Annotated in this window: 11 protein-coding genes; 6 read left to right on the top strand and 5 right to left on the bottom strand. The window is 71.4% G+C overall.

Features of this window, described 5'->3' with window-relative positions:
* Nucleotides 1-92: 92 nt before the first annotated feature.
* Together ABT171_RS04020 and ABT171_RS04015 are read left to right on the top strand one after the other, a co-directional pair.
* Nucleotides 93-3245, top strand: a complete 3153-nt coding sequence (locus tag ABT171_RS04020; protein WP_351239536.1) for a sacsin N-terminal ATP-binding-like domain-containing protein — start codon at nt 93-95, stop codon at nt 3243-3245.
* Between the two features lie 187 nt (nt 3246-3432).
* Nucleotides 3433-4263, top strand: a complete 831-nt coding sequence (locus ABT171_RS04015; RefSeq protein WP_351239534.1) for a hypothetical protein — start codon at nt 3433-3435, stop codon at nt 4261-4263.
* Nucleotides 4264-4270: 7 nt separating this feature from the next.
* On the opposite strand, the gene ABT171_RS04010 is transcribed toward ABT171_RS04015, so the two are convergent.
* Complete coding sequence (locus ABT171_RS04010; RefSeq protein ID WP_351239532.1) at nt 4271-6667, bottom strand: HAD-IC family P-type ATPase; 2397 nt, start codon at nt 6665-6667, stop codon at nt 4271-4273.
* Between the two features lie 46 nt (nt 6668-6713).
* Entirely contained in the window at nt 6714-6980 is a 267-nt protein-coding gene (locus tag ABT171_RS04005; RefSeq protein ID WP_351239530.1) for a DUF2530 domain-containing protein, read from the bottom strand.
* A 170-nt stretch (nt 6981-7150) separates the two neighbouring features.
* On the opposite strand from ABT171_RS04005, the gene ABT171_RS04000 reads away from it, so the two are divergent.
* Entirely contained in the window at nt 7151-8602 is a 1452-nt protein-coding gene (locus ABT171_RS04000; protein ID WP_351239528.1) for an NCS2 family permease, read from the top strand.
* Nucleotides 8603-8612: 10 nt separating this feature from the next.
* Here the strand turns inward: ABT171_RS04000 and ABT171_RS03995 are convergent, their stop codons facing one another.
* Nucleotides 8613-8795 carry a ribbon-helix-helix protein, CopG family gene (locus tag ABT171_RS03995; protein ID WP_351239526.1) on the bottom strand — a complete coding sequence of 61 codons (183 nt, stop codon included), beginning with the start codon at nt 8793-8795 and terminating at the stop codon, nt 8613-8615.
* A 154-nt stretch (nt 8796-8949) separates the two neighbouring features.
* On the opposite strand from ABT171_RS03995, the gene ABT171_RS03990 reads away from it, so the two are divergent.
* The 3 genes from ABT171_RS03990 to thpR are packed head-to-tail and all read left to right on the top strand — an operon-like array spanning nt 8950 to nt 11389.
* Nucleotides 8950-9387 (top strand): MarR family winged helix-turn-helix transcriptional regulator, encoded by a 438-nt coding sequence (locus tag ABT171_RS03990; protein WP_076087155.1) that lies wholly within the window; start codon nt 8950-8952, stop codon nt 9385-9387.
* A gap of 27 nt (nt 9388-9414) precedes the next feature.
* Nucleotides 9415-10758: an MFS transporter gene (locus ABT171_RS03985; RefSeq protein ID WP_503073377.1), complete on the top strand. Its 1344-nt coding sequence runs from the start codon at nt 9415-9417 to the stop codon at nt 10756-10758.
* Between the two features lie 58 nt (nt 10759-10816).
* The gene (gene thpR, locus ABT171_RS03980; protein WP_351239524.1) at nt 10817-11389 is read left to right on the top strand and encodes an RNA 2',3'-cyclic phosphodiesterase; all 573 of its coding nucleotides are present in this window, start codon (nt 10817-10819) and stop codon (nt 11387-11389) included.
* Nucleotides 11390-11568: 179 nt separating this feature from the next.
* Here thpR and ABT171_RS03975 read toward each other — a convergent pair whose 3' ends face one another.
* Together ABT171_RS03975 and ABT171_RS03970 are read right to left on the bottom strand one after the other, a co-directional pair.
* On the bottom strand, nt 11569-12573 hold the full coding sequence (locus ABT171_RS03975; protein ID WP_351239522.1) for an aldo/keto reductase: 1005 nt from the start codon (nt 12571-12573) through the stop codon (nt 11569-11571).
* 52 nt (nt 12574-12625) lie between these two features.
* Nucleotides 12626-13210, bottom strand: coding sequence for a Uma2 family endonuclease (locus ABT171_RS03970; protein ID WP_351239520.1), 585 nt, complete (start codon nt 13208-13210; stop codon nt 12626-12628).
* Nucleotides 13211-13247 lie beyond the last annotated feature (37 nt).

Genomic DNA, 13247 nt, shown 5'->3' with positions numbered 1-13247 from the left:
GGGCCCCACGCCCGGCCGCCCGGCACCGGGCGGCCGGGGGCTACGCCGCCGGACGCCGAACGGTCCGCCGCGCTGTACCTTCTCCTCAGCCGATGAGGAGAGTGAACGTGAGCAGCAAGTACGTGCGGCCGGCGGCCGAGGGGGCCGATCCGTTCGGGACGGCCCGGCTGCGCCGTGGTGTTCTCGACGCCTGGGCCACCAGCCCCGCCCGGTTCCGCGAGGACGCCAACGCCGAGGAGGACCTGGTCCTGGGCGGCTACCGGGACCGCCTCGTGACCGAGCTGGCACAGAACGCCGCCGACGCCGCCGCCCGGGCGGGCGCTCCCGGCCGGCTGCGGCTCACGCTCCGGGACGGGGTCCTCGTCGCCGCCAACACCGGTGCCCCGCTGGACGCGGCCGGTGTCGAGTCGCTGTCCACCCTGCGCGCCTCGGCGAAGCGGGACGCCGATGCCACCCACGGTGCCGTGGGCCGGTTCGGGGTCGGGTTCGCCGCCGTGCTGTCGGTGACCGACGAGCCGGCGATCGTCGGACGGCACGGCGGGGTCCGCTGGTCCCTGGCCGAGGCGCGCGAGCTGGCCGGTGACATCGCGCGGCACAGTCCGGGGCTCGGCGACGAAGTCCGGCGCCGTGACGGACACGTACCGCTGCTCCGGCTGCCCTTCGCCGCCGAGGGCACGGCCCCGGAGCCGTACGACACCGCCGTGATCCTGCCGCTGCGGGACGCGGCCGCCGCCGATCTCGCCGAGCGGCTGCTGAACGCCGTCGACGACGCCCTGCTCCTCGCCCTGCCGGGGCTGGCGGAGGTGGTGATCGAGGTCAACGGCGATCAGCAGCGCACGCTGAGGCGTCGTACCGAGGGCGCCGTCACCGTCGTGGAGGACTCGCGGCAGGGCACCACGCGGTGGCGCACCGCCGCCGCCCACGGGCCGCTCACCCCCGACCTGCTCGCCGACCGGCCCGTGGAGGAGCGGCTGCGGCCCCACTGGTCGGTGACCTGGGCCGTGCCCGAGGACGAGGCCGGGCGCCCGGTGCATCCCCGGACGACCGCCGTCGTGCACGCGCCCACGCCCAGCGACGAACCCCTCGGCGTCCCCGCCCTCCTCATCGCCTCCTTCCCCCTCGACACCACCCGCCGGCACACCGCCCCCGGCCCGCTCACCGACTTCCTGGTGCAGCGCGCGGCCGACGTCTACGCCGAACTGCTCGCCGCCTGGCGGCCGGTGACGGACGGGATCATCGACCTCGTACCCGGACCGCTCGGCAAGGGCGCGCTGGACGGGGCGCTCCGCCAGGCCGTCCTGGAACGGCTGCCGCGCACCGCCTTCCTCCCGCCCGCCGCGCGGCCGAAGGAGGAGGGCGACGAGCTTCCGGAGGCGCTGCGGCCCCGCGACGCGGAGCTCGTCGAAGGCGGCGGGGCGGACACCGTGCGGGTGCTCGCCGAGGTGCTGCCCACCCTGCTGCCCGCCGGTCTTGAGCGGCGGGCCGAGCTGCGCACCCTGGGCGTCGCCCGGCTGCCGCTCGCCGACGCCGTCGACCGGCTCGCCGGGCTGGAGAAGGACCCCGACTGGTGGTGGCGGCTCTACGACAGCCTCGCCGGGGTCGACCCCGACCGGCTGTCCGGGCTGCCCGTGCCGCTCGCCGACGGCAGGACGACGATCGGGCCCCGGCAGGTGCTGCTGCCCACCCCGGACGGCGCCCGGATCGACGCGGACGTCCTCGGGCGGCTCGGGCTGAAGGTCGCCCACGAGGACGCGGTGCACCCGCTGCTGGAGAAGCTGGGCGCGCTGCCCGCCACTCCGCGCGCGGTGCTCACCACCCCGCAGGTGCGGGCCGCCGTCGCCGCCTCGCTGGACGACGAGGGCGGGATCGGGGGCTGGGAGGAGGACGCTCCCGATGCCGAGGAACTGGCCGACACCGTGCTCGGGCTGGTGCGCGAGGCGGGCCTGGAGCCCGGGGACGAGCCCTGGCTGGGTGCGCTGGCCCTGCCCGACGAGGACGGGGAGCTCGCCCCCGCCGGTGAACTGGTCCTCCCCGGCAGCCCGTTCGCCCGGGTGATCCGCGAGGGCGAACTGGCCGCCGTGGACCACGACCTGGCGCGGAAGTGGGGCGAGCAGCCGCTGGCCGCCTGTGGGGTGCTCGCGAACTTCGCGCTGGTCCGCGCCGCCGACGTCGTCCTCGACCCGGACGAACTTGAGCCCCGGGAAAGCGACTTCGCCGAGCCCGACGACGCCGGGCTGCTGGACGCCGTGGACGTGTGGTGCGAGGACATCCTCGACCGCTTCCCGGACAGCCCGGTGCCCCCGGTCGCCACCGAGCTGGTCGCCGTGCGCGATCTGGACCTGGTGGACGACGAGCACTGGCCCGAGGCCCTCGCGCTGCTCGCCCGGCCGCCGCTGCGGGACGCCCTCACCCAGCCGGTCCGCATCCTGCTGCACGACGGCACGCACGAGACCGTACGGCCCTACACCGCGTGGTGGCTGCGCGGGCACCCCGTGCTGGACGGCCGTCGCCCGGCCGGACTGCTCGCGGCCGGCGGGGACCCGCTGCTGCGCGGGCTGTACGACGAGGCCGACGCCACCGGGTTCGAGGACGAGCAGGTGCTGCGGGCGCTGGGCGTGCGCACGTCCGTCGCGGCCCTGCTGGACGAGCCCGGCGGCGCCGCCGAACTGCTGGACCGGCTGGCCGACCCCGAGCGGCCGGTCACACCGGCCCAACTGCACGGTCTCTACGGGGCGTTGGCCGACCTGGATCCGGAGCAGGTGACCCTCCCCGACGAGCTGCGGGCCGTGGTCGACGGGCGCGTGGAGGTGGTGGACGCCACCGAGGCCGTCGTGGTCGACTCGCCGGACCTGCTGCCCTTCACCTCCGGGGTGCCGCTGCTGCCGGTCCGGCCGGCCCGCGCCGCGGAGCTGGCGGAGCTGTTCCAGGTGCGGCGGCTGAGCGAGTCCGTCACCGGCGAGGTGCACTCCGAGGGCACCGAGCACGAGGTGCCGGAGCCGGTGCGCGTGCTGCTCGGGGCGCGTACGCCGCGGACGTACGTCGAGCACGGGGCACTGGTCGTGGACGGCGTGGAGATCGACTGGCGGCTCACCGGCGACGGGGTGCTGCACGCGGCCACGCTGGAGGGCGTCGCGGCGGGCCTGGCCTGGGCGGCGGGGCAGTGGCCGCGGCGCTTCGAGGTGGCGGCCCTGCTGGAGGACCCGTCCCGGACCGAGGAACTGGCCAGGGACCGCTGGTTCGACTGACCACCGGAATCCCCGCCGCATCCCCACGCGCCAATTCGCCGTAGTAAACATCCCGTCATGGAAGCGCAATCCGGCCATAAAATCTGGCCGGATTGCGCTCTTGCCGTACAACCAGTGCCCGGGGTCGCGGATCTGATCGCGTGAGTCAACCGACTCCCCGATCACTTCTCCCTCCAGGGGAACGCACATGCGCATACGTGCCACCGTGGCCGCCGTCTCCGGCGCCCTGGCCCTCACCGCCCTCGCAGTCCCGGCCGCGCAGGCCGTCACCGACTCGGGCACGCCGTACACCCTGAACGTCAGCTTCTCGAACGTCACGATCGCCAACGCGATCAAGGTCGGCAGCACCAACGAGGTCAGTGCGACGTACTCGTACACGCTGACCCACGGCCCGGACGTGGACATCGCCGCGAGCGACTTCGTCACCGACGCCTTCCTCTACCACGGCACCTACAGCGACACGGAACCCGAGCTGTACGGCGACAACCCGGCGAAGTGCACCCCCACCTCGTCCACCACCGCCACCTGCACGGGCACGGTCGACATCTACCCGACCGACGGCGACCCGAAGATCGCGGACGCCGGCACCTGGAACGTGGCCGCCGAGGCCATCGCCTTCAACGGCCAGGACCAGCAGAACCCCGACATGAGCAAGGTCGGCTACAAGGACCAGAGCGGCCTGGGCACCACCCTGGTGCAGCGCTACTCGAAGCTGACGACCACCGTCAGCTCGACGTCCGTCTACAAGGGCAAGACCTTCACGGCGTCCGGCAAGCTCTCCCGCGCCGACTGGGACGACAACCTGTACCACGGCTACGCCAACCAGCCGGTCAAGCTCCAGTTCCGCAAGGCGGGCACGAGCACGTACGCCACGGTCAAGACGGTGTACACCGACTCCTACGGCAACCTGAAGACGTCCGCGACCGTCAGCTACAGCGGCTACTGGCGCTACAGTTTCGCCGGTACCACGACCACCCCGGCGGTCAGCGCCACGGGTGTGTACGTGGCCGCGAAGTAGTCACCCCCTAGTCGGGAAAGCGGCGGTCGACCCACTTCCACAGGAACTCCAGGGCGGCCGCCGCCACCACCGCGATGCCCACGGCGGTCCACGGCATCGTGACGCCCACCAGCTTCAGCGCGAAGAAGCCCTGCAGCGCCGGTACGGCCAGCACCAGCAGGAACGCCACTCCCATCGCGGCGACCAGGCTCAGCCGCCACCAGGTGTAGGGGCGGGCGATGATCGCCAGGATCCACAGGGAGACCAGGAACAGGGTCAACGTCGCCGCGCTGGTCTCGGGGCCCAGCCGGTCGCTTCCCGTGTAGTAGCCACGGGCGACCAGATACATCACGAAGGTCGCCACCCCGGCGACCGCCCCGCCCGGGATCGAGTACCGCATCACCCGCCGTACGAAGTGCGGTTTCGCGCGCTCCTTGTTGGGGGCCAGGGCCAGGAAGAACGCCGGGACGCCGATGGTCAGGGTGGAGAGCAGGGTCAGGTGCCGGGGCAGGAACGGGTACTCCACCTGCCCGCACACCACCAGCACCGCCAGCAGCACCGAGTAGACGGTCTTCACCAGGAACAGCGTCGCCACCCGGGTGATGTTGCCGATCACCCGGCGGCCCTCGCCGACGACCGACGGCAGGCTCGCGAAGCTGTTGTCGAGCAGCACGATCTGCGCCACCGCCCGCGTCGCCTCCGAGCCGGAGCCCATGGCGACCCCGATGTCGGCGTCCTTCAGCGCGAGCACGTCGTTCACGCCGTCACCGGTCATCGCGACGGTGCGCCCGCGCGACTGGAGCGCGCCCACCATGTCCCGCTTCTGCTGCGGGGTGACCCGCCCGAAGACGGTCCCCCCGTCCAGCGCCTCGGCCATGCCGGGCCGGTCGGCGGGCAGGTGCCGGGCGTCCACCGTCGCACCCGCCAGGCCCAGCTTGGCGGCGACCGCGCCGACCGACACCGCGTTGTCCCCGGAGATGACCTTGGCGTGGACGTTCTGGTCGGCGAAGTAGCGCAGGGTGTCGGCCGCGTCGGGCCGCAGCCGCTGCTCCAGGACGACCAGGGCGGTGGGGCGGGCGCCATGGGCGGGCTCGGGGTCGTCCAGGTCACGGCTCGCGCGGGCCAGCAGCAGCACCCGCAGCCCCTGCTCGTTCAGGCGCTCGGTGGCGGCCAGCGCCGGGTCGCCGTCGGCGAGCAGGACGTCCGGCGCGCCGAGCAGCCAGGTGCTGGTGTCGCCGTCGGCCTCGCTGAACGCGGCCCCGCTGTACTTGCGGGCCGAGGAGAAGGGCAGCGACTCCACGCACCGCCAGTCCTCGCTGTCCGGGTAGGCGTCGATGATCGCCTGCAGGGAGGCGTTGGGGCGCGGGTCGGACTCGCCGAGCGCGCCGAGCACCTTGCGCACGTACCCCTCGTCGGCCCCGTCGAGCGGCCGTAGCTCGGTGACGTCCATGCCGCCCTCGGTGAGGGTGCCGGTCTTGTCCAGGCAGACGGTGTCGACGCGGGCCAGCCCCTCGATCGCCGGCAGTTCCTGCACCAGGCACCGCTTGCGCCCGAGCCGGATGACGCCGATCGCGAAGGCGACCGAGGTGAGCAGCACCAGCCCCTCGGGGACCATCGGGACGATGCCGCCGACCGTGCGGGCGACGGAGTCCTTGACGTCGGTGCTCTTGACGACGAGCTGGGTGACGACGAGCCCGATCGCCGCCGGGACCATCATCCAGGTGACGTACTTGAGGATCGTGGAGATGCCGGTGCGCAGCTCGGAGTGGACCAGGGTGAAGCGGGATGCCTCCTCGGCGAGCTGGGCGGCGTACGCCTCGCGGCCCACCTTGGTCGCCTGGAAGGCGCCGCCGCCCGCGACCACGAAGCTGCCGGAGAGAACGGGGTCGCCGGGGCGTTTGACGACGGGGTCGGCCTCGCCGGTGAGCAGCGACTCGTCGATCTCCAGCCCGTCGGCCTCCACGCACACCCCGTCGACCACGGCCTTGTCGCCGGGCCCGATCTCGATCAGGTCGTCCAGCACGATCTCGTCGGTGGCGACCTCGGTGGCCCTGCCGTCCCGGCGTACGGTCGGCCGGGCCTCCCCGATCACCGCGAGCGAGTCGAGCGTCTGCTTGGCCCGCCACTCCTGGACGATGCCGATGCCCGTGTTGGCGAGGATCACGAAGCCGAACAGGCCGTCCTGGATCGGCGCGACGCACAGTGTGACCAGCCAGAGCACGCCGATGATCGCGTTGAACCGGGTGAAGACATTGCCCCGGACGATCTCGCCCAGCGACCGGCTGCTGCGCACCGGAACGTCGTTGACGAGGCCGCGGTGGACGCGGTCCGCGACTTCTGCGCCGGTCAGCCCCGCCGAGGGTCTCTTCGGCGGGGCCACGGGATGCACAGGGTCGAGCTCGGCGCCCGCGTCTATGTGGCTCATGACATCGACGGTACGTGCGGATGTGCCCCCTTGCCCGCTTTGCGGGTCACTGGGCCGGCGTCGCCCCCGGGCCGGCCGCCCTCTTGATCGCCGCGTCCCGCTTGCGGACGTACCAGATGCCGATCAGCCCGAGGCCGCCCCCGGCCAGGCAGGTCCACAGCCACCACAGGTGCCCGTGGTCCTCCAACCAGCCGTAGAACGGCAGCTGGACCAGGAAGAGCACGAACCACACGATCGTGCCGCCGGTGATGGTGGCGACCACGGGCCCCTCCAGGGGCTCCGGCGCCTCGTGCTTGGGGGTCCACTTGGCCATGCGCACAGCTTATGCGCCGTCCCTTCGCTGCCCCTCCCCTGTGTGTCTACGCGCGGAGATAGCGCTTCCGCAGTCATACGTTCATACTGAAACCGTTTGCCTTTGACCACTTCCGCTCGTATGAAACTCCAATGGGGCTCGGGGGAACCTCGTCGGAGATGAGGTCTCGCATGTCCACCTCGGCACCTGCCAAGGCGCCCACCCCCGAGAAGCCGGGCGGCGCGCCCGTCTTCGGCGCTCTCGACCGCTACTTCAGGATCTCCGAGCGGGGCAGCTCCGTCGCCCGTGAGATCCGCGGTGGTTTCGCCACCTTCTTCGCGATGGCGTACATCATCGTGCTGAACCCGATCATCCTCGGCAGCGCGAAGGACATGTACGGGCACCATCTGGACAACGGCCAGCTGGTGACGGCGACCGCGCTCACGGCCGCGTTCACCACCCTGCTGATGGGCGTCATCGGCAACGTGCCGATCGCGCTCGCCGCCGGCCTCGGCGTGAACTCGGTGGTCGCCCTCCAGCTCGCACCCCGCATGTCCTGGCCGGACGCCATGGGCATGGTCGTCCTCGCGGGCATCGTGGTCATGCTGCTGGTGGCCACGGGGCTGCGCGAGCGCGTGATGAACGCCGTGCCGTTCGGCCTGCGCAAGGCGATCTCCATCGGTATCGGCCTGTTCATCATGCTGATCGGCCTCGTCGACTCGGGCTTCGTCACCCGGATGCCGGACGCCGCCCAGACCACCGTCCCGCTCCAGCTCGGCACGGGCGGTCATCTGCACGGCTGGCCGGTGCTGGTCTTCGTCCTCGGCGTGCTGCTCACCTTCGCGCTGATCGTCCGCAAGGCGCCGGGCGCCATCCTGATCTCGATCGTCGGCATGACCGTCCTCGCGGTGGTCCTCAACGCGGTCACCACGATCCCGTCCTGGGGACTGACGGTGCCGAAGTGGCCGGGCAACCCGGTCTCCACCCCCGACTTCGGCCTGGTCGGGCACGTCAGCCTGTTCGGCGGCTTCTCCAAGGTCGGCGTGCTGACCGGCGTCCTGTTCGTCTTCACGGTCCTGCTGTCGTGCTTCTTCGACGCGATGGGCACGATCATGGGCGTCAGCGACGAGGCCAAGCTGACCGACGCCGAGGGCTACATGCCGGGCATCAACAAGGTCCTCTTCATCGACGGCCTCGCGGTCGCGGCGGGCGGTGCCAGCTCGTCCTCGGCCACCACGGCGTTCGTGGAGTCCACGGCCGGGGTCGGCGAGGGTGCCCGGACGGGCCTCGCGAACGTCGTCACCGGCGGCCTCTTCGCCGTCGCGCTGTTCCTCACCCCGATCGCCACGATGGTCCCGTCCCAGGCGGCCACCCCGGCGCTGGTCGCGGTCGGCTTCCTGATCCTGTCGAACTCGGTCAAGGAGATCGACTGGGCCGACTACACCATCGCGATCCCGGCGTTCGTGACGATGCTGATGATGCCGTTCACCTACTCGATCACCAACGGCATCGGCATGGGCTTCATCACCTTCACCGTCCTGCGGCTGGCCGCCGGCCGGTTCCGGGACATCCCGGTCGCGATGTACGTCGTCTCGGCGGTGTTCGCCTTCTACTACCTGATGCCCGCGCTGGGGCTCATGTGACCGGTGGGCGTCAGGTGACGCCGTAGAACTTCTCCGTCTCCTCGACGGCGGCCTGGAACCGCTCGTCGAAGTCGTCCCGGATGAGCGTGCGGACCACATAGTCCTGCACGCTCATTCCTCTTTTCGCCGCATGGTGCCGGAGCCTTTCGAGCAGGTCCCGGTCCATCCGCAGGCTGAGCACACTGGTCCCCATGGATACGAGGGTCGCCACATCCGGCCGTCCGGTGCGTCACTTTCCTGAACCGACTCACTCATACGGGTGATCGTCGGAGCCAGTGGCGGGTATCACGCGGTATCGGGCGTGTCCCGGTGTTCTTTAGCGAGGGTAATGAGTTACCCTAAAGAACATGCCGGACCTCACCCATGGCGACGACGCGGCCGCCGTGAACTCCCTCCGCTCCGCCGTGATGCGGCTGTCCCGTCGGCTCAAGCACCAGCGGGTCGACGAGTCGCTGAGCCCCACCGAGATGTCGGTGCTCGGCACCCTCTTCCGCTGCGGCTCGGCCACGCCGGGCGAGCTGGCCCGCAAGGAGCACGTCCAGCCGCCGTCGATGACCCGCATCGTCGCACTGCTCGAAGCCAAGGGACTGGTCCGGCTGGAGCCGCACCCCGAGGACCGGCGCCAGAAGGTCGTCACCCAGACCGAGCAGGCCGAGGCGATGCTCGAAGAGAGCCGCCGCAAGCGCAACGCGTTCCTGGCCGGCCTGGTCGAGGGCCTCGACGAGGACGAGTGGGCCGCCCTGCGCGCCGCCGCCCCCGTGCTGGAGAAGCTCGCCCATCTGTAAGGACATACCGCAAGGAGGCGAACCCTTTTGAGTACGGGATCCGGAAAAGATTCCGCCCCCGCACCGACCACTCCTACCCCCACCTCCCGCAAGTCCTCGATGTTCAGCTCGCTGAAGATCAGGAACTACCGGCTCTTCTTCATCGGCCAGGTCGTCTCCAACACCGGCACCTGGATGCAGCGCATCGCCCAGGACTGGCTCGTCCTCAGCCTCACCGGCTCCTCCGCGGCCGTGGGCATCACGACGGCCCTGCAGTTCCTGCCGATGCTGCTCTTCGGCCTCTACGGCGGTGTCCTGGTGGACCGCCTGCCCAAGCGCCCCACGCTGCTGGTCACCCAGGCCTCGATGGCGGTGACCGGTCTCGCGCTCGCGTTCCTCACCCTCTCCGGCCACGTCCAGGTCTGGCACGTCTACGTCGCCGCCTTCGCCGTCGGTCTCGCCACGGTCGTCGACAACCCGGCCCGGCAGTCCTTCGTCTCCGAGATGGTCGGCCCCGCGCAGCTGCAGAACGCGGTCAGCCTGAACTCCGCGAACTTCCAGTCCGCCCGCCTGGTCGGTCCCGCCGTCGCCGGCCTCATGATCACCGGGGTGGGCACCGGCTGGGCGTTCCTCGCCAACGGCCTGTCCTTCGCCGCTCCCATCACCGGCCTGCTGCTGATGCGCGCCCGTGAACTGCACGTGGTCGAGCGTGCGCCGCGGGGCAAGGGCCAGCTGCGCGAGGGCCTCCGCTACGTGGCCACACGGCCGGAGCTGATCTGGCCGATCGTCCTGGTCGGCTTCATCGGCACCTTCGGCTTCAACTTCCCGGTGTGGCTGTCGGCCTACGCGGACGACGTCTTCCACTCCGGCGCCGGCTCCTACAGCCTCTTCAACACCCTGATGGCCGTCGGCTCCCTGGGCGGCGCCCTGCTGGCCGCCCGGCGCGGCACGGCCCGCCTGCGCATCCTGATCGCCGCCGCGCTGGCCTTCGGCACGCTGGAGGTGGTGGCCGCGCTGGCGCCGTCGTACGGGCTCTTCGCGCTGCTGATGATCCCGATCGGCGTCTTCGGCCTCACCGTCAACGTCACCGCCAACACCGCGGTCCAGATGGCCACCGACCCGGCCATGCGCGGCCGGGTGATGGCCCTGTTCATGATGGTGTTCATGGGCGGCACACCGCTGGGTGCGCCGGTCGTCGGCTGGATCACCGACACCTACGGCGCGAGGGTGGGCTTCGCCCTCGGCGGCGTCGTCTCCGCCGCGGCGGCCGCGGTGATCGGCCTGGTCCTGGCCCGCGTCGGCGGTCTGCGGGTGACGCTGCGCTGGAACCGCGGCCACCCACGGCTCCGCTTCGTCCCGAGGGACCGGGAGGAGCTGGCGACGGCGGCGTAGCACCAGGGGGTGCGGCTCCCCGCGCTCCTCGCCGATCGGCGTCTGCGAAGGTGAGGGCATGAGACTCTTCGCCGCGGTGCTCCCCCCGGAGCACGTCGTCCAGGAACTCGCCGTCGAGGTCGCCGAGTTGAAGGGGCTGCCCGGCGCGGAGCGGCTGCGCTGGACGGACCGCCCGGGCTGGCACTTCACCCTCGCCTTCTACGGCGAGGTCACCGACGATCTCGTACCGGACCTGTCGGACCGCCTGGCCCGGGCGGCCCGCCGCACGGCCCCCTTCGCCCTGGCGCTCTCCGGCGGCGGACAGTTCGGGCACGGCAAGGCCCTGTGGACGGGCGCCTCCGGCGAGGTGGAGGCACTGCGGCTGCTGGCCGACCGGGCGGAGTCGGCGGCGCGGAAGGCGGGCGTGCCGATGGGGGAGCACCGGCGCTACAAGGCCCACCTGACGGTGGCCCGAAGCCGGGACTCGGTGGACGTACGGCCGTACGTGGAGGCGCTGCGCACCTTCGGCAGCCGTACCTGGACCGTCGACGAGCTGGTCCTGGTCCGCAGCCACCTGCCGAGGTCCGGGGTGGCGGGGGAGCAGCCGCGGTACGAGCCGGTTGCCCGCTGGTCCCTGGGCGGGGCCGGTTAGGCTCGGATACGTGGACCCGAAGACTCGTAACCGGATCATGGCCGGTGTGCTGGTGCTGATGTTCGTGGTGGTGGCTGTTTCGGCGGCTGTCAGGTAGGAGCGGGGGAACTGCGGACGGGCTGTCCGGCCGCGGGCCCGTGGTGGCTGGTCGCGCGGTTCCCCGCGCCCCTACCGGGCGCTCACCAGGCGAAGGCCTCCGGGGCGGGACCCGGACCGGGGAACACCTCGTCCAGGCCGGCCAGCAGCTCCTCGCTCAGCTCCAGCTCCACGGCCCTGACCGCCGATTCCAGCTGCTCCGCGGTGCGCGGGCCCACGATCGGACCGGTCACGCCGGGCCGGGTCAGCAGCCAGGCCAGGGCCACCTCGCCGGGCTCCAGGCCGTGCTTGTCGACCAGGTCCTCGTACGCCTGGACCTGGGCGCGGGCGGTGGGGTTCTTGAGGGTGTCGGCGGCCCGGCCGGAAGCGCGGCGACCGCCCTCGACCTCCTTCTTGAGGATCCCGCCGAGCAGTCCGCCGTGCAGCGGCGACCACGGGATGACCCCGAGGCCGTAGTCCCGCGCGGCCGGGATGACCTCCATCTCGGCGCGCCGCTCGGCGAGGTTGTACAGGCACTGCTCGCTGACCAGCCCCATGGTGCCGCCGCGGCGGGCGGCGGTCTCGTTGGCCTGGGCGATCTTGTAGCCGGGGAAGTTGGAGGAGCCGACGTAGAGGATCTTGCCCTGCTGGACCAGGGTGTCGATGGCCTGCCAGATCTCCTCGAACGGCGTGTTCCGGTCGATGTGGTGGAACTGGTAGAGGTCGATGTGGTCGGTCTGCAGCCGCTTCAGGCTGGCGTCCACCGCGCGGCGGATGTTCAGCGCGGAGAGCTTGTCGTGGTTGGGCCAGGCGGGCCGGCCGGGCTGGGCGTCGAGGGCCATGTTGGCGTAGACCTTGGTGGCGAGGACGACCTTGTCGCGGCGGTCACCGCCCTTGGCGAACCAGTTGCCGATGATCCGCTCGGTCCACCCCTTGTTCTCCCCCCACCCGTACGCGTTGGCGGTGTCGAAGAAGTTGATGCCCGCGTCCAGCGCCGCGTCCATGATCGCGTGACTGTCGGCCTCGTCGGTCTGCGGCCCGAAGTTCATCGTCCCGAGGACGAGCCGACTGACCTTGAGTCCCGTGCGTCCAAGCTGCGTGTACTCCATGGTCCTCCAGCCAACGGCTTGAAGTGCGCTCGAAGCAAGGGCCCACCGACGGTCAGTCGCGGGGGAACTCGTCGGTTTTGAGGGTGAGGCCGAGGGGGGTCGTGGTCATGTCGACGTCCGCTCCGAAGGCGACCGTCAGTTCGCTGACGTACTCGCCGTCCTTCGGCTGGCTGTAGAGGTGGCACTTGCCCTGGTAGGGATCGGCGATGAGGTAGACGGGCACCTCGGCGGTGGCGTAGGCCGTCTTCTTGGGGCCGTAGTCGTTGTGTCCCGTGCCCTTCGAGACGACCTCCGCGACGAACTCGACGTCCTTGCACTGCCACAGGCCGTTGGGTGTCTTCTCGGCGTCCTCGGCCACGAGCGTGACGTCGGAGCAGAAGCCGTTGAGGTGGCCCGGGTAGTCGATCCGGACGTCCGACTTGACGCGCCTGCGCGGGTACTTGGTGCGCAACTGCTCAACGATGTCCAGGATGATCTCCCAGTGGGTGTCCCGCTGCGGCGACATGAAGATGGCCCCCTCGACGATGTCGACCTTGTATCCCTCGGGGGTGGTCCGCTCGAGCGACTCGAACAGGTCGTCCAGAGTCAGCTCGCCGCTCTCCTCGGCCATCTCGATCCTGTCTTCAAGGACGGTCATCATGGCGCTCCTCCCCGGCTGCCCCACGCACAGGTGC

It is taken from the genome of Streptomyces sp. NPDC001851, from assembly GCF_040297165.1.
In the GTDB taxonomy this organism is placed as follows: Bacteria; Actinomycetota; Actinomycetes; order Streptomycetales; family Streptomycetaceae; genus Streptomyces.
Note: the sequence above shows the minus strand (reverse complement) of the source record. Positions and strands in the feature narration are given on the sequence as shown.